Annotated in this window: 14 protein-coding genes; 9 read left to right on the top strand and 5 right to left on the bottom strand. The window is 71.8% G+C overall.

Annotated features, from left to right (window positions below; all coding sequences use genetic code 11):
• Nucleotides 1-61 precede the first annotated feature (61 nt).
• Complete coding sequence (locus ABZS69_RS19020; protein ID WP_355373700.1) at nt 62-328, top strand: DUF6504 family protein; 267 nt, start codon at nt 62-64, stop codon at nt 326-328.
• On the top strand, nt 328-3,987 hold the full coding sequence (dnaE, locus tag ABZS69_RS19015; RefSeq protein WP_355374178.1) for a DNA polymerase III subunit alpha: 3,660 nt from the start codon (nt 328-330) through the stop codon (nt 3,985-3,987). The genes ABZS69_RS19020 and dnaE overlap by 1 nt, the downstream gene beginning before the upstream one ends.
• Nucleotides 3,988-4,203: 216 nt before the next feature.
• On the opposite strand, the gene ABZS69_RS19010 is transcribed toward dnaE, so the two are convergent.
• Nucleotides 4,204-6,150, bottom strand: a complete 1,947-nt coding sequence (locus tag ABZS69_RS19010; protein ID WP_355373697.1) for an FtsX-like permease family protein — start codon at nt 6,148-6,150, stop codon at nt 4,204-4,206.
• Between the two features lie 87 nt (nt 6,151-6,237).
• Nucleotides 6,238-6,930: an ABC transporter ATP-binding protein gene (locus ABZS69_RS19005; RefSeq protein WP_355373695.1), complete on the bottom strand. Its 693-nt coding sequence runs from the start codon at nt 6,928-6,930 to the stop codon at nt 6,238-6,240.
• A gap of 92 nt (nt 6,931-7,022) precedes the next feature.
• Here ABZS69_RS19005 and ABZS69_RS19000 point away from each other — a divergent pair, with 92 nt between their 5' ends.
• Together ABZS69_RS19000 and ABZS69_RS18995 are read left to right on the top strand one after the other, a co-directional pair.
• A complete protein-coding gene (locus tag ABZS69_RS19000) occupies nt 7,023-7,670 on the top strand; it encodes a response regulator transcription factor (RefSeq protein WP_355373692.1) in 648 nt (215 codons plus the stop codon).
• A gap of 67 nt (nt 7,671-7,737) precedes the next feature.
• Nucleotides 7,738-8,442 (top strand): DUF4328 domain-containing protein, encoded by a 705-nt coding sequence (locus ABZS69_RS18995; RefSeq protein WP_355373689.1) that lies wholly within the window; start codon nt 7,738-7,740, stop codon nt 8,440-8,442.
• 37 nt (nt 8,443-8,479) lie between these two features.
• On the opposite strand, the gene ABZS69_RS18990 is transcribed toward ABZS69_RS18995, so the two are convergent.
• A complete protein-coding gene (locus ABZS69_RS18990; protein ID WP_355373687.1) occupies nt 8,480-9,481 on the bottom strand; it encodes an LLM class F420-dependent oxidoreductase in 1,002 nt (333 codons plus the stop codon).
• Nucleotides 9,482-9,587: 106 nt separating this feature from the next.
• Here ABZS69_RS18990 and ABZS69_RS18985 point away from each other — a divergent pair, with 106 nt between their 5' ends.
• Nucleotides 9,588-11,012, top strand: coding sequence for a sulfatase (locus tag ABZS69_RS18985; RefSeq protein ID WP_355373684.1), 1,425 nt, complete (start codon nt 9,588-9,590; stop codon nt 11,010-11,012).
• Here the strand turns inward: ABZS69_RS18985 and ABZS69_RS18980 are convergent.
• Nucleotides 10,988-11,689, bottom strand: a complete 702-nt coding sequence (locus tag ABZS69_RS18980; RefSeq protein WP_355373681.1) for a FadR/GntR family transcriptional regulator — start codon at nt 11,687-11,689, stop codon at nt 10,988-10,990. The two genes, ABZS69_RS18985 and ABZS69_RS18980, sit on opposite strands and share 25 nt — an antisense overlap.
• Before the next feature lie 85 nt (nt 11,690-11,774).
• Between ABZS69_RS18980 and ABZS69_RS18975 the strand changes: the two genes are divergently transcribed.
• From ABZS69_RS18975 to ABZS69_RS18965, 3 genes are read left to right on the top strand one after another with little or no spacing between them, the layout of a single operon-like run.
• On the top strand, nt 11,775-12,506 hold the full coding sequence (locus tag ABZS69_RS18975) for a (Fe-S)-binding protein (RefSeq protein ID WP_355373678.1): 732 nt from the start codon (nt 11,775-11,777) through the stop codon (nt 12,504-12,506).
• Entirely contained in the window at nt 12,503-13,894 is a 1,392-nt protein-coding gene (locus ABZS69_RS18970) for a lactate utilization protein B (protein ID WP_355373675.1), read from the top strand. Before ABZS69_RS18975 ends, ABZS69_RS18970 begins: the two co-directional genes overlap by 4 nt.
• Nucleotides 13,881-14,438 (top strand): lactate utilization protein C, encoded by a 558-nt coding sequence (locus tag ABZS69_RS18965; RefSeq protein ID WP_355373672.1) that lies wholly within the window; start codon nt 13,881-13,883, stop codon nt 14,436-14,438. Before ABZS69_RS18970 ends, ABZS69_RS18965 begins: the two co-directional genes overlap by 14 nt.
• Here ABZS69_RS18965 and ABZS69_RS18960 read toward each other — a convergent pair.
• Nucleotides 14,428-15,444, bottom strand: a complete 1,017-nt coding sequence (locus tag ABZS69_RS18960) for a Vms1/Ankzf1 family peptidyl-tRNA hydrolase (RefSeq protein WP_355373670.1) — start codon at nt 15,442-15,444, stop codon at nt 14,428-14,430. The genes ABZS69_RS18965 and ABZS69_RS18960 overlap by 11 nt on opposite strands.
• A gap of 85 nt (nt 15,445-15,529) precedes the next feature.
• Between ABZS69_RS18960 and ABZS69_RS18955 the strand changes: the two genes are divergently transcribed.
• On the top strand, nt 15,530-16,609 hold the full coding sequence (locus ABZS69_RS18955) for a GNAT family N-acetyltransferase (protein WP_355373667.1): 1,080 nt from the start codon (nt 15,530-15,532) through the stop codon (nt 16,607-16,609).
• Nucleotides 16,610-16,628: the final 19 nt, after the last annotated feature.

Below are 16,628 nucleotides of genomic sequence, written 5' to 3'. Positions count from 1 at the left end.
TAAGCGCCCGCCTTCCCCCGGGTGGCTCAGCAAAACGACCAGAGCCGCGGGGAGAAGCGTCTTGAGCAGACTCTATGGCGATCCGATAGAGGTGTGGACCAGGGACGGGGAGCCGACCCAGTTCGTCTGGCGAGATCGGCTCTATCTCGTCCGCCGGGTCCTCGACCACTGGGTGGTCGCGCGCGAGTGGTGGAAGACCGGCGAGGGCGACCCCGGGGAGCGCAAGTTCTGGCGGGTGGAGGCCAGCCCCGGGCGCGAGGTGGGCTCGTACGAGCTGCGTTACGACACCGCCGGCAACGCCTGGCTGCTGCTGAGGGCGTGGGACTGATGGCGCCGCCGTTCCCGCACCTCAGCGTGTGCTCCGCGTACTCCATGCGCTTCGGCACGGCCTTCCCGCGGGCGCTGGTGAACCGGGCGGTCGAGCACGGGATGGACATCCTCGCGCTGACCGACCGCGACGGGCTCTACGGCGCGGTCAAGCACGCCCAGGCGTGCGCGGAGGCCCGGATCTCCCCGGTCTTCGGCGTCAACCTGGCGCTCGACGCCCTTCCCCCGCTGCCGGGGTTCGGGGTGCCCGGGCTGGACCTGCCCGGGCGTCGCCGCGCGCCCGCCCCCAGGACCGGGCCCGACGCCGAGGACCGCGTCACGGTGCTGGCCCGCGCCAAGGGCTGGTCGCGCCTGTCCCGCCTGGTCACGGCCGCGCATTACGCGGGCGAGCGCGGCGCGCCCAAGGTGACCCGCGAGCTGATCGGCGAGTGGGCCGGCGGGCCCGGTGATGAGCGTGGCGGCGACCACGGGTTCGGCGCCGAGGACGGACTCGTGGTGCTGCTCGGCCCCAGGTCCGACGTGGGCCGCGCGGTGGCCGGGGGGCGCGACGAGCACGCCAGGACGCTGCTGGGCCTCTGGCGCGCCGCGGTGCCCGGCGTGGTGATCGAGCTGGTCGACCAGTACGGCTACCGCGACGCCACCACGGCCGTGCGCATGCTCGGGCTGGCCGAGTCCATGGGCGTCCCGGCCGTGCTGACCAACGCGGTGCGCTACCTCGACCCGGCCGACCACCAGGTCGGCGACGTGCTCGACGCGGCCCGCCAGCTCGTCCCGCTGCACCCGCGCCACCTCGACCGCACCACCTCCCACGCCTACCTCAAGGGTCCCAAGGAGATGTGGCAGGTGGCGCACAAGGTCTGCGGGGCGGACCAGGAGCGGGTGTCGCGGCTGCTGTTCACGACCAGGCGGCTGGCCGAGGCGTGCTCGATGGATCCGGACGAGCTGCTCGCGCTGCGGAGCGACCCGCCCAACCTGCACCTGCCCGAGATCGGCCGCGACCCGGTGCCGCTGCTGCGCCACCGGGTGGAGGACGGGCTGATCTCGCGCGGCCTCGGCCGCTCGGAGGACGCCAGACGGCGCCTCCGGGACGAGATGGCCATCATCGAGCGCAAGCGCCTGTCCGGATATTTCATCGCCGTGGCCGGCATCACGGACATGATCCGCGGCATGGGCATCCGCTGCGCCATCCGCGGCTCGGGCGCGGGCAGCCTGGTCAACTACCTCATCGGCATCGGCGAGGTGAACCCCCTCGACCACGCCCTGCTCATGGAGCGCTTCCTGTCGGAGGGCCGCGTCGGGCTGCCCGACATCGACGTGGACGTGGAGTCGGCCCGCCGCCTCGACTGCTACAAGGCCATCTTCGAGCGGTACGGCGAGGCCCGCGTGGCCTGCGTGTCCATGATGGAGACCTACCGGGCGCGCAGCGCCATCCGCGACGTCGCCGGGGCGATGGGCCTGCCGCCGTACGAGATCGACGCCATCGCCAAGGCGTTCCCGCACATCAGGGCCAGGCAGATCACCGCGTCCCTCAACGACCTGCCCGAGCTGCGCGACAGCCGGCTCGGCGAGGCGGGGCTGGACCGGGTGTTCCGGCTGGCGGAGAAGCTCGACGGGCTGCCCAGGCACATCGCGCTGCACCCGTGCGGCGTGCTGATCGGCAACACGGGCCTGCGCGACAGGACGCCGGTGGAGCGCAGCCTGCTGGACTTCCCGATGTCGCAGTTCGACAAGGACGACGTGGAGGAGGCCGGGCTGCTCAAGCTCGACGTGCTGGGCGTGCGGATGCAGTCCGCGATGGCGTACGCGCTGAGCGAGATCAAGCGGGTGGACGACGTCGTGGTCGAGCTGGACACCCAGCGCGGCGACGACCCTGCCGTGCAGTACGTGCCGCACGACGACCAGGACACCTACGACATGATCTGCGCCAGCCGCACCCTCGGCTGCTTCCAGATCGAGTCGCCGGGGCAGCGCGAGCTGGTCGCCAAGCTGGAGCCGCGCACCCTCCACGACCTGATCGTGGACATCTCGCTGTTCAGGCCGGGGCCGGTCAACTCCGACATGGTCACCCCCTACCTGGAGGCCAGGCACGGGTGGCGGCAGCCGCACTACCCGCACGAGAGGCTGCGGGAGTCGCTGAAGGAGACGCACGGCGTCGTGGTGTTCCACGAGCAGGTGCTCAGGATCATCGAGGTGATGACGGGGCGGGACCTGTCGTTCGCCGAGAAGCTGCGGCGCACGCTGGCCACGACCGAGGGGCGGGAGCGGGTGCGCAAGACGTTCGTGCCCATGGCCAGGGCCAACGGGTTCGACGACACGGCCGTCGAACGTGCCTGGCAGGTGCTGGACGCGTTCGGGGCCTTCGGGTTCTGCAAGGCGCACGCGGCGGCGTTCGCGCTGCCCACGTACCAGTCGGCTTGGCTCAAGCGGCACCACGCGGCGGCGTTCTTCGCCGGGGTGCTCACGCACGAGCCGGGCATGTACCCGTCGCGCGTCATCATCGACGAGGCCCGGCAGTGCGGGGTCAAGATCCTGCCGCTCGACATCAACAGGTCGGGCAAGGACTGGCGGGTGGAGCGGCTGGGGCTGCGCGTACGCCCCTCCTCGCTGAAGGGCGCCTCTTCCCCCGTACGCAGGGAGTTCAAGGTCGGAGAGATCGGCAAGGGGTACGCGTTGCGGGTGCCGTTCTCGGCGATCAAGGGGGTGAGCGAGGCCGAGGTCGAACGCATGGTCGCCGGGCAGCCGTACACGTCGCTGGCCGACTTCTGGGACCGCGCCCGGCCCTCGCGGCCGACCATCGAGCGGATCGTCCAGGTCGGCGGGCTGGACGCGCTCCACGACCTGCACCCGGGCGGGCCCCGCTGGCGTCCTGGCGTGCTGACCCGGCGCGACCTGATCGCCCAGGTGGGCGCCCTCGAACGAGCCTCGTCGATCGGCGTGCGGTCGGGCCCGCGCGCCTCCAAGCGTTACGCCTCGCGACCCGCCCGCACGGACGAACCGCCGTCGGTGCAGCTCCCGCTGGGCTTCACCGAGCACCTGCCGCCGGGGGAGCTGCCGGAGATGACGGAGACGGAGATGGTCGAGGCCGAGCTGGAGATCCTGGGCATCGACATCAGCCGTCACGTCATCAGCTTCCACGACGAGCTGCTCGACGCGCTCGGGGTGGTACGTTCCAGGGATCTCCTGAAGCAGCGCAACGGGGCCGAGGTGCTGGTCGCGGGGGTCAAGGTGGCGACCCAGACGCCGGCGGTGCGCTCGGGGCAGCGGGTCATCTTCACCACGCTCGACGACTCGACGGGGCCGATCGACCTGACGTTCTTCGAGTCGGTGCAGGGGCGGTGCGCGGCCACGGTGTTCGGCTCGTGGCTCATGCTGGCCAGGGGGGTGGTCAGGCGCACGGGGACGCGGGCGGTGTCGATGCGCGCGGTGGACTGCTGGAACCTCGCGGACCTCGACCGGCTCTGGCGCGCGGAGGGCATCGAGGCGGTCCGCGCCCTCCTCGCCCAGCAGCCGGAGGCGGTCGAGGGGGTCGGGGGCCGCACGATCGAGTACGCCAACGGCTTCCGCCTCTCGCCCTACTCCGACCTCGGCCCCGCCGTCACCACCCCGCCCCGGCAGCTCTGGCACGCCAGCCCCGGCAGCTCCGGCCCCACCGCGGCCTGACCACCTCCCACGCCTCTCAACCACCGCCCGCCGCCGCACCTTGCCCGCGCCGCCATGTGGGCACACCACCCCCGCCGCGCCCGCCCCACCTCGGCCGCGCTCCCTTGGCGCCGGGTCGGCGAGACGTGGTGCGGTGGTGGACGGCGCAACGCGTGTGGTGGCCGGCGTGGGCGTCAGGGGGCGGGCCGGGGTCGTAAGGAGTGTCCCGGGTGGGGGTCAGTCCGGGCGGGGGGCCGGGTCGGCGGTTACCGAGCGGAGCAGGGGACGGCTGAGGGCGCCTGCGGCGATCACGCCGCCGAAGCCGGCGACGACGCAGCCCACCAGCGTGATCATGCCCACCGCGTTCACCGCGCCGATCATGAACGGCACCGCGCAGAACGCCCCCACCAGGATCGCCCCGCCGCCCATCACCGTCAGCGGGATGAGCGTCTCCGCGCGCCGCGCCCGGTCCAGGACCTCCAGCGGCGTCCCCGCCAGCCGCAGCAGCCCGTACGTCTGCCGCCGGTCCAGCACCGACGACGCGGCCGTGATGCCCGAGCTGGCGATGGCCACCAGGAACGACACCGACAGCACCACGATCGTGCCCACCCGGACGTCGGCCAGGAGTTGCAGGCCGAACCGCTGGTCGTCGTCCTCCGTCGTGGGGGTGTGCCCGGGAACGAGCCCGGCGAGCGCGGTGCGGGCGCGGTCGACCGTGGCCGGGTCGGCGGAGCTGCCCAGGGCGGCGACCACGACCCGATCGGAGGCGCGTCCCGTGACCTGGACCGTCGCGGTGACCCCGGCCGCCCGCAGCCGGTCACGGGCCTGGCCGGCGACGGCCGTCGCCTGGGCGGCGGGCGCGGAGACCCGGAGCTGCGGAGCCGCCGGGTCGTCGGCGAACGCGCCCGGGCTGAGCAGGCCGAGGAAGCCCGCCACGAAGCCGGTCAGGGCGACGCCGCTCACCGTACGCCAGGCCGAACGCGGATCGTCGACCAGCCTGCGGCCCGCCAGCAACTGGGCGGGCGCCCGGGCGCTCCTGGCCGTGACGCGGCCGATGATCCCGACCACCCACGGGCCGGCCAGGTTGATGCACAGGAACGCCAGCCCGATCGCCACCGCCACGATCCCGATGCCGGTCCCCCTGGTCAGCAGCGGGAACACGGCCAGCACGGCCAGCAGGGCGAGAACCCGTACGACCTTCATGCCGGGCGGCGTCTCGCGCCTGGCCACCCCGAGCGGGCTCACCACGACCCGCCGCAGCCCCACGACGGCGGACAGGCCCACCAGCAGCGGCACCGCGACCAGGATCGCGGCCAGGATGAGCGGGGTGGGGAACAGATCGGAGACGAACCACCCGCCGCCGCCGATCGGGATGCGGGCCAGCAGCGGCGCGGTGGCCGCGTAGCCGGCGGCGCCGAGCAGTGCGCCCGCCAGCGCGACGATCACCGCCTCCGTCACGGTCATGCGGATCACCTGGCCCGGCGTCGCGCCCACCAACCTCAGCGCGGCCAGCCGCTGGTCGCGCCGGGCGACCGTGAGCCTGGCCGCAGCGCCGCCGAACACCAGCAGCGGCACCACCATGAGCACGCTCGCGACGAGCGTGAGCGCGCGGTAGGCCTCGGAGTCCTCCGAAGGCGTGCCCGCGAGGTCGGCCACCCGGGTCGGGCCCTTGCCGACGATCCAGTCGCGGCTGCGCGCGGCCGTCATCGCGGGCGCGTCCGGCTCGTGGCCGACGACCGCGACCAGCTCGCCCGGGTGGACCAGCGCCTCGTCGCCCAGCACGCCCTTGGGGCCGGGGTAGCGCTTGGCGAGCTGGTCGGCCGGAAGCCGCTGCGCCAGCTCGGCCAGCGCAGGGGACAGCCACACCTCGCCCGGCGCGGGGAAACGCGGCATCCCGGGCGGCGCCGGCGCCCCGGCCTTGAGCGCGGCCAGGTCGACGACGGTGATCGCCTGGTCGCCGACGAAGTCGAAGCGGGCCGCCTCGACGGCGACCGCGTCCCCCTTGGCGGGGACCGGGTTGCGCCAGGCGCCGCGCTCGCCCCTGGCCTCGAAGGCGAAGTTCGCGGCCACGGCGAACAGCAGCAGCGCCGTGGACACGGCAACGGCGCCCAGCGTGAGCCAGGTGCCCAGCATCCCCTTGCGGCCACCGCCCTTGAGCAGCCGCCAGGTCAGGTCCAGGTTCATGCGGCCCTCCGCCTGCGCATCGGAGGGAGCGTCGGGTCGAGGTTCATGCGGCCCTCCGAAACGCTGCGTGGAGCGTCGGGTCGAGGTTCACGCGCGTGCCCCGCCCATCTGGGACGTGGTCGACAGGAGCTGGCCGTCGCGGACCTCGACCGTTCGGTCGCACCAGCCGGCCACGTTCGGGTCGTGGGTGACGACGATCAGGGAGGCGTCGTTGTGCCTGGTCGCCTCGACGAGCAGCCGCATCGTGTCGTGCCCGGTCTGCTGGTCGAGCGCCCCCGTGGGCTCGTCGGCGAACACCACGGCCGGCTTGGTGACCAGCGCCCTGGCGATGGCCACCCGCTGGGCCTGCCCGCCGGACAGCTCGCCGGGCCGCCGGGCCTCCATGGAGTGCAGGCCGAGGGGCGCGAACCACTCGCGCGCCTGGCGTACCGCCTGGGCCCTCGGCACCCCGCCCAGCATGAGCGGGAGGGCCACGTTCTCCTCGGCGGGCAGCTCGGGCAGGAGCTGGCCGAACTGGAAGACGAAGCCGAACCGGGTGCGGCGCAGCGCGCTGCGCCCCCGCTCGCCCATCGCGTCGATGCGCTGACCGAGCAGGTGCACCTCCCCGGAGTCCGGCCGCATGATCCCGGCCAGGCAGTGCAGCAGCGTCGACTTGCCGGAACCGCTCGGCCCCATGATCGCCACGGCTTCGCCCGCCCGTACCGCGATGTCCACGCCGCCCAGGGCGACCGTCTGCCCGAACCTCTTGGTCAGGGCCTGTCCAACAAGCACGTCGTTCATGGCGTCAAGAATCCCGGCGGGCCGGGGTGCGGCGGATCGGCCGTGCGACCATTTCCGCCTCGGCCGAACGGCCGATCCTTAGAGTTGGGGCCGTGACTATTCGGGTTCTCATCGCCGACGACCAGCAATTGGTACGAACCGGCTTCCAGATGATTTTGGACGCTCAACCGGACATGGAAGTCGTCGCCGCCGTGGCCGACGGTGCGGAGGCGGTGTCGGAGGCCAGGCGGCTCAGGCCGGATGTGTGCCTGCTCGACATCCGGATGCCGAAGCTCGACGGCATCGAGGTGACCCGGGCGCTGGCCGGGCCGGGGGTGGAGAACCCGCTGCGGGTGGTCATCGTCACCACGTTCGACCTGGACGAGTACGTCTACGGAGCCCTCCGCTCCGGCGCGACCGGCTTCCTGCTCAAGGACAGCGGGCCGACCCTGCTGATCGAGGCGGTCCGCGCGGCCGCGGCGGGTGACGCGCTGGTGTCACCGTCGGTCACGGTACGGCTGCTGCAGCACCTGTCCCAGCCCAGGCGGGCCGCGCCCCCCATGAAAGATCCGCTGACCGATCGCGAGCTGGACGTCGTACGCCTCGTGGCGAGAGGCCGGACGAACCAGGAGGTGGCCGCGGAGCTGTTCGTGTCGCTCTCGACGGTCAAGACGCACCTCGGCAGCATCCAGGCCAAGCTCGGTGTCAGAAATCGAGTCGAAATCGCAGCTTGGGCGTGGGAATCCGGCGTGGTGAGCTGATTAACAGCGGGGCTCCCGGGATACAAGTGAATCAGAACCTCAGCGCATGGCCCGGGGGGAGAACAACGTGCGCTATGAACAGACACCACCGACGAGAGCCGCCTCTGCCGTATATGTGACGCTTGCCGCCCAGGTTCTCTCCCTCGGCGCCCTTGTGATCTTCGAGCACTCCCGCGGACGCCATCTCGCCGCCCAGCTCGCCGCGTTCGGCGGTCGCCCGCAGGGGGCCGACGCGGAGGCCGTGGTGGGCGCGGTGACGGCGTTCGCGGTGCTGATGATGCTGGTGGCGGGCACCTCGATCGCCGCGGCCGCCGCCTACGTGACGTGGTTGGTACGTGCCAGGCAGGCCAACGACCGCTCGGCCGTCTCCGGCCCCGTGGCGGCCGCCTGGCTGGTCCCCGGCTACAACCTGGTGGCGCCCGTCGTGCTGGTGGACGAGGTGTGGCGCGGCACCAGGCCGCCCGCGGGTCGCAGGGTGAGATGGCTGGCGCTGCTGACCGGGTGGTGGTTGAGCTGGCTGGCCATGCTCGCGCTGATCACGATCCGGCTCCCGCTCGACTCGTCCGCCGGCGACCTGACGGGCGTGGGGCTGCCCGAGCTGATCTGCTCGGCGCTGGCGGCCCTGCTGTGCGCGGGGACGGTACGCGAGCTGATGCGCCTCCAGCGGGCCGCCCGCGCGCCCCGCGCCGCCGAGCCCGGCACGGTGCGCGCGTTCTCGCCCCAGCCGCCCCATCCGGCGCCTGGCTCCACCCCGATCGGCCGTACGGGCTAGCTCGGGGCCGGCCGTACGGGCCCGGCTCGGCTGGGGCTCAGCCGAGCACCAGGTCGCGGATGAGCTTCAGCGAGGGCTCGTCGCGCGGGCCCATGACCAGGAGGCTCGTGACCGGGCTCTTGTGCCAGAGCTCCAGGCGTTCCTTGATCCGCCCGGGCGGCCCGACGAGCGAGATGCCGTCGGCCAGCTCGTCCGGGATCGCCCGGAACGCCTCGTCCTTGCGGCCCGCCAGGTAGAGCGCCTGGATGTGCTCGGCGGCCTCGGCGTACCCCATGCGGCCGATGATGTCGGCGTGGAAGTTGCGCTGCCGGGCGCCCATGCCGCCGATGTACAGCGTGAGCATCATCTTCACGCCGTCCAGCGCCGCCCGCACGTCGTCCGAGATCACCACCATCACCATCGCGGCCACGTCGAAGCCCGGGGGAGCGCCCGCGAGCGACTCGCCGTACATCTCCTCGATCTTGGAGGGGAACGCGAACAGCGGCAGCCACCCCTGGGCCAGCTCGGCGGCCAGGGCGACGTTCTTGGGCCCCTCCGCCCCCAGATAGACGGGGATGTCCGCGCGGAGCGGATGCGTGATGAGCTTGAGGGGTTTGCCCAGGCCGTCCGCCAGGGGGAGCGGGTAGTGCGGGCCGTCGCTGGTGACCGGCTCCTCGCGGCGCCACACCTTGCGCATGATCTCGACGTACTCGCGCGTCCTGGCCAGCGGCCTGGCGAACGGCTGGCCGTACCAGCCCTCCACGACCTGCGGGCCCGAGGCGCCCACGCCGAGCAGCAGCCGGCCGCGGGTGAGGTGGTCGAGGGTCATGGCGGTCATCGCCGTCGTGACGGGCGGTCTGGCGGAGATCTGGGCGATCGAGGTGCCCAGCTTGATGCGGCTCGTACGTGCTCCGTACCAGGCCAGCGGCGTGAAGACGTCGCTGCCGTACGCCTCGGCGGTCCACACCGAGTCATAGCCGAGCCGCTCGGCGGCGAGCACGGATTCGGTCGCGTCGTCGGCGTGGCGCTGCCAGTAACCCAGGTTCAAGCCCAGCTTCATATGACACCTCCGGAATTAAGTTCTATTACGGGTGTGGCAGTCGAGAGTGTCAATGGTGGACATTCCGGGGTAGTCAGACCCTGTGGTCAACGGTCTGTGTCGACTCGTGTGCTTGCTGCTACTACTGCTGGCGGCAGGCCCAGCGATGGCCGAGGGTGAGTCCCGGCCGAACATCGTGTTCGTGATGGCCGACGACCTCGAATACGGGACGTTGCCGTACTTTCCCAACATCACCCGGGAACTCGTGCAGCGGGGCACCTCGTTCGATCGGCACTTCGTGACGAACTCCTGGTGCTGCCCGTCGAGGTCGTCGATCCTGCGCTCCCAGTACGTCCACAGCCACGGCGTGTGGACCAACACGCCGCCGGAAGGCGGGTTCGACCGGTTTCATACCAGCGATCTGGAACGTTCCACTATCGGGACGTGGATGAAGCAGGCCGGCTACCGCACGGGGCTGATGGGCAAATACCTCAACCACTATCCGGGCGGGACGGCCGACGAGAAGTTCGTGCCGCCCGGCTGGGACGAGTGGGACGTGCCCGTCCGGCGTCTCTACGAGGAGTACGACTACCGGCTCAACGAGAACGGCTCCGTGCGCGACTACGGCTTCGGCGAGAGCGACTACCTGTCGGACGTGCTGGCCGGCAAGGCCCGCCAGTTCATCTCCGGCTCGAAGGGGGAGCCGTTCTTCCTGTACCTGGCCCCGATCGGCCCGCACAACCCGGCCAACCCGGCCGTCCGGCACGCCAACGCGTTCGCCGGCGCGCTCGCGCCGCGCACGCCGTCCTTCAACCAGTTGGACGTGAGCGAGGAGCCGGAGTGGCTGCGTTCGCGGCCCAGCCTGGAGGAGCCGATCATCGACCAGGTCGACGAGCGCTACCGCGCCAGGATGCGGTCCATGCTCGGCGTGGACGACCTCGTGGGGGCCGTGGTGGACGAGCTCCGGAAGACCGGCCAGCTGGACAACACCTACATCTTCTTCACCTCGGACAACGGCTTCCATCTCGGCACGCACCGGCTCAGGCAGGGCAAGACCACCCCGTTCGAGGAGGCCATCAAGGTTCCGCTCATCGTGCGCGGCCCCGGCATCAAGGCGGAGGCCACGGTCACCCGGCTGACCTCGTCGGTCGACCTGGCGATGACGTTCGCGGAGCTGGGCGGGGCCGTGGCGCCGCCGTTCGCGGAGGGGAGGTCGCTGGTGCCCTTCCTCAAGGGGAGGCCGCCGCCGGTGTGGCGGCGGAACGTGCTGGTCGAGTTCGCCAGGCCGACGGACGAGTCGTCGGCCGCGCAGACGCCGGTGCCGCCCTATCGCGCGTTGCGTACGGAGCGGTACAAGTACGTCCGGTACGCGACGGGGGAGAGCCAGCTCTACGATCTGCGCGAGGACCCGTACGAGCTGCGCAACCTGGCCGGGCACGCCGATCCCGAGCTCGTGAGGGGGTTGCGCGAGCGGCTGGACGCGATGGTGGCCTGCTCGGGCCCCACCTGCCGGCAGGCCGACCTCCGTCAGAGCTCGAACAACGACGGGTAGGCGTGTGCCAGGTGATCGGAGACCGCCTGGGTGGCCTCGTCCGCCTCGCCGCGGGAGATGGCGTCGAGGATGCGCACGTGGTCGGCGCGCAGGATCGACGTGTCGCCCAGGCGCTGCACTGCTTCGACCGAGTATCTCCGCATCGAGTCGCGTAGCGACCGCATGATGGCGGCGATGAGCCGGTTGCCCGACGCGTCCGCGATCGCGCAGTGGAAGGCCGTGTCGTGCTCCACGAACTCCTCGGCCGTGCCCGCCCCGTCCATCCCGGCAAGGGCGGCGGCGAGCGCGGAGGTGTCGGCCCGCGTGGCGGCGGCGTGGGCGGCGGCCCACTGCTCGATCATGTGCCGGGTGTCGATGACCTCGCGCATCTCCAGGCTCGCCAGGCCGAGGTGCAGCCTGAGCAGGTCCGTCAGCGCCGTGTCGGGGCGTGAGGTGAGCACGGCCCCCGCGTCCGGGCCCCGGCCCACCTGCGAGGACACCACGCCGAGGGTCTCCAGCACGCGTATGGCCTCGCGTACCGACGAGCGGCTGACGCCGAGCTGCTCGGCCAGGTGGCGCTCGGCGGGCAGCCGGTCGCCCACGGTGAGGCCGTCCTCGGCGATGCGCCGCTCGATCTGTGCGAGAACGTCCTCGAACGTCCGCGTTCGCTTGACGGGACGCCAGCCGCTGTCGTCCAACGGACCCCCTCATGGTGGCCGGAAAGGATGTGGTTCGGTATGGTCTGACCATACTGTGGTCAGACCATAGAGTGGAAGGAGAGCCGTGCGAGTCGCCCTGTTCATCACGTGCGTGAACGACACGCTCTTCCCCGGCACCGGCAAGGCCGTCGTGTCGCTCCTGCGCAGGCTCGGGTGCGACGTGGACTTCCCCGCCGCCCAGACGTGCTGCGGCCAGATGCACGTCAACACCGGCTACCGCGAGGAGGGCGTGCGGCTGGCCCGCCACTTCACCGAGGTGTTCGCCGGGTATGACGCGGTTGTGGCGCCGTCGGGGTCGTGCGCGGCCATGGTGCGCGAGCAGTACCCGAAGCTGGCCAAGCCGGGCAGCAGGGGAGCGGTGGCCATCGCGGAGGTCGTGCCGAAGGTGTACGAGCTGTCCGAGTTCCTGCTGGACGTGCTGAAGGTCGACGACGTAGGCGCATATTTCCCGCACCGGGTGACATATCACCCGACGTGCCACTCGCTCCGCGGCCTCCACCTGGGCGACCGGCCCACCAGGCTGCTGCGGAACGTGCGCGGCCTGGAGCTGGTCCCGCTGCCGGGCGCCGAGGAGTGCTGCGGCTTCGGCGGCACGTTCGCGGTCAAGAACCCGGCCGTCTCCGCGGCGATGGGCGCCGACAAGACCCGCAACATCCTGGACACGGGCGCCGAGGTGATCTGCGCGGCGGACAACTCGTGCCTGATGCACATCGGCGGCACGCTGAGCCGCCAGAAGACCGGCGTCAGGACGATGCACCTGGCGGAGATCCTGGCGTCGACGGAGGAGGCCCAATGAGCGCGACCTTCATCGGAATGCCCGGCAATTTCCCGAAAAATGCCGCAAAAGCGGTGCAAAACTCGCAGCTCCGCTTCAACCTTCGCAAAGCCACCCACACGATCCGCGGCAAGCGCGCGAACGTCGTCGGCGAGCTCCCCGACTGGCAGGAGCTCCGCGCGGCCGGCAAGGCGATCAAGGATCACACCCTCCGCAACCTCGACCACTACCTGGTCCAGCTCGAAGCGGCCGTGACCCGGGCGGGCGGCACCGTCCACTGGGCCAGGGACGCCGCCGAGGCCAACGCCATCGTCACCAGCCTGGTTAAGGCCACCGGCGAGACCGAGGTGGTCAAGGTCAAGTCGATGGCCACCCAGGAGATCGAGCTCAACCAGGCGCTGGCCGCGCAGGGCATCACCGCGTACGAGACGGACCTGGCCGAGCTGATCGTCCAGCTCGGCGACGACTTCCCCAGCCACATCCTGGTCCCGGCCATCCACCGCAACCGGTCGGAGATCCGCGAGATCTTCCTGGAGAAGATGCCCAAGGTCCCCCCGAACCTGACCGACGACCCGCCCGCCCTGGCCGAGGCGGCCCGGCTCCACCTGCGCGAACGCTTCCTCAAGAGCAAGGTCGCGATCTCCGGCGCCAACTTCATGGTCGCCGAGACCGGCACGCTCGTGGTGCTGGAGTCGGAGGGCAACGGCCGCATGTGCCTGACGCTCCCGGAGACGCTCATCAGCGTCGTCGGGATCGAGAAGCTCCTGCCCTCCTGGCGGGATCTGGAGGTGTTCCTCCAGCTCCTGCCCAGAAGCTCCACAGGCGAGCGGATGAATCCCTACACGAGCATGTGGACGGGCGCCGTCGAGGGCCAGGACTTCCACCTGGTGCTGCTGGACAACGGCCGCACGGACGTGCTCGCCGACGAGGTGGGCCGCCAGGCGCTGCGCTGCATCCGCTGCTCGGCCTGCCTGAACGTGTGCCCCGTGTACGAGCGCGCGGGCGGCCACGCGTACGGCTCGGTCTACCCGGGCCCGATCGGCGCGATCCTCACGCCGCAATTGCGCGGCATGTCGTCGGACCTGGACGCCTCCCTGCCGTACGCCTCCAGCCTGTGCGGGGCCTGTTACGAGGTGTGCCCGGTCGCCATCGACATCCCCGAGGTCCTGGTCGACCTGCGCGCCAAGGCCCCGCACGCGGCGGCCGAGCGGGCCGGGATGAAGGTCGCGGGCTGGATCTTCAACGACCACAAACGCCTGGCCACGGCCCAGCGGGCGGCCACCCGGATGCGCGGCCTCGTACCCAGGCGCCTGCCGGGGCCGCTCTCGGCCTGGACGGACACCAGGGACTTGCCGGAAATTCCGGAAGAATCCTTCAGAGACTGGTGGGAGCGGAATGAACGCGCGTGAGGAGATCCTCGCCAGGATCGGCAAGGCCGTGGCAGGGGCGGCGGACGTCGAGATCCCCCGGAACTATCGGACGGACCATGACGTGGCGGACATCGTGGGGTTGTTCGCCGAGCGGGTGGACGACTACCGGGCCATCGTCCACGTGCTGCCCGCCGCCGAGGTGCCGACCAAGATCGACGAGACCGTGGCGGGCCGCCGCATGATCGTCCCCGACGGCTTCGACCGGGAGGGCGGCTGGACCGACCTCGACACGGCCGACGGCGTGATCACGTACTGCGCCGTGGCCGTCGCGGAGACCGGCACGATCGTCCTCGACCACGGCCCCGGCCAGGGCACGCGAGCCCAGACGCTGGTCCCCGACTACCACCTGTGCGTGGTGCGGGCCGACCAGATCGTGGCCGGGGTGCCCCAGGCCCTCGCCAGGCTCGACCCGGCGCGCCCGCTCACCTGGATCAGCGGCCCCTCTGCCACCAGCGACATCGAGCTGAACCGGGTCGAGGGCGTGCACGGCCCCAGGACCCTCGAAGTGATCATCAGTACCTGAGCACGGCCGCCACGTCGGCGACGTCGCCGGAGAACCACAGCTCCGCGTCCGTCATCGCGGCGGCCCTGACCAGGGCCGAGTCCGCCCGCTCCCGGACGGGCTCGGCGACGCCCCAGCGCCGCAGCTCCTCCGGATCGGTGGCCAGCTGGGTGCCGCCGTCGCCGATCCAGATCTCCCGCGGCAGCTCGCCGGGCATGAGGACCGCCTGCACGCGGCCCTCGCGCAGCGCGAGCGCCACGCGGGCCACCCCGGCGGGCCCGGACGTCTCCTGGTGGCGCTCCAGCAGCTCGGCGCGCTTGCGGTCGAGCCACTGGTCGAGCGCCCGTTCCACGTCCTCGTCGAACTGCCCGTGGTCGGCGCGGCTGCCGTGCTCGACCATCATCACCCGGTCCGCGGACTTGGTGTTGAGGTGGTGCAGCAGGTACGAGCGGGACTTCGGCTCGCCGGCGACCAGGACGAGCTCGGGGCCGATGCGGCGTACCTGCTCGTCGATCTCGTGCGCGACGGCCACCGCGTTCTTCTCCCAGGTCTCGTCCACGGCCCGCTCGTACCGCTTCTGCGACCAGCCGCCCTGCGCGGTCTTCTGCAGCGGCCAGTCCTCGGCCTCCACGACGGCCTTGCGCGGCGACCCGCCGCCGAACACCGCCAGCTCGGCCCCCGCGTGGTTCACGATGACCCGGATGTGCGGGACGTTCTCGCCGCGCCCCATGAGCAGGGGCGTGACATGGGGCAACGGCGACCACCTGCCCAGTTCCCCCGGCGGCCGCCGGAGCCACTCGGCCAGCACCACGTCGCCGTGCGCGGCGAACATCGCCCGCCCGGCCGCCGGGCGCTCGGCCTCCTCGTCCAGGGCCTCCAGGGTGGCCTTGTCGGCCTCGTCCTTCTCGAGCTGGTCGCGTACGCCGCGCCAATGGGCCTCACGTTCCTGCCCGGTGTAGGCGCCCAGATAGACGGACGCGTACGGGCCGCGCCGTTCGTACAGCGGGCGGATGAAATCGAGCCGCACCGTTCACCACCTCCGCTACACCTCTCAATTGCGCCCCTACCCCCGCTTTTCTGAGCAAACATCGCGAATGTGTACGCTGCCGAGCGTGTTCGACGCTGACGTGAGCATCGCCACAGAACGGCTGACACTGCGGCCGTTCAGCCTCAAGGACTCCGCCAGGATCCGCACGATCGTGCGGTCCGGCGTCCGGTTCCTCCCGCCCGGCGCTCCCGAGAAGACCTCCGGCATCCCTCGGTGGCTGTCGATCGGGGTGCACGAGCTGCGCCGCTCCGGGCAGGGCGTGCACCTGGCCATGGTCGACGCCGAGGGCGTCATCGTGGGCGCGATCAGCCTGTTCAAGACCTCATGGACCGCGGGGACGACCGAGGTCGGGTACGGCGTCCACCCCCTCTACCGGGGCCGCGGTTTCGCCACCGAGGCCGTGCGCGGGCTGGTGAGATGGGCGTTCGAGGCCATCGGGCTGCGCAGGGTCGATCTGACCGCCAAGCTGGACAACCTCGCCTCGCTCCGCGTGGCGCTGAAAGCCGGCTTCACCTGGGAGGGCCTGCTGCGCGACGCCGTGCTGGAGGAAGACGGGCCGCACGACCTGGTCATGTTCGGCCTGCTGGCCTACGACGGCCGCCGCCAGGCCGACGCCCTGCCCCGGACGGAGCTGCGTACCCAGCGGCTGCTGCTGCGGCAGCCGTCCGCCGAGGACGCGCCCGACCTGGCCGCCACCGTCGCCGACCCGATCACCCAGGCCAACACGGGCTATCCGCGCGACTACTCGCAGGACCACGCGCGGGCGTCCGTCGGATCGGCCGAACGGATCCGGATGCGGGGCGGGGGCATCACCTGGACGGTCGTGGAGCGGGACACGGGCCGCTTCGCCGTGAACGTGGACCTGCGGGACGTCGACTGGGCCCACAGGAGCGCCGAGATCGGCTACATGACCGCGCCGTGGGCCCGCGGCAACGGGTACGCGGGCGAGGCCGTGGTGGCGATCGCGCGCTGGCTGTTCGAGCGGCAGGGCTTCCGGCGGCTGCAATTGCGCGCCCTCGCCACGAACACGGCCTCCCAGCGGGTGGCGGAGAAGGCGGGCTTCGTGCGCGAGGGCGTCGCCAGGGCCTCGCTGGGCGGCCAGGACGTGATCGTCTACAGCCTCATCCCGTCCGACCTGGCGTGAGGGCACACCGGACTGACCC

This window comes from Nonomuraea sp. NPDC005650, from assembly GCF_040605375.1.
Classification (GTDB): Bacteria; Actinomycetota; Actinomycetes; order Streptosporangiales; family Streptosporangiaceae; genus Nonomuraea.
Note: the sequence above shows the minus strand (reverse complement) of the source record. Positions and strands in the feature narration are given on the sequence as shown.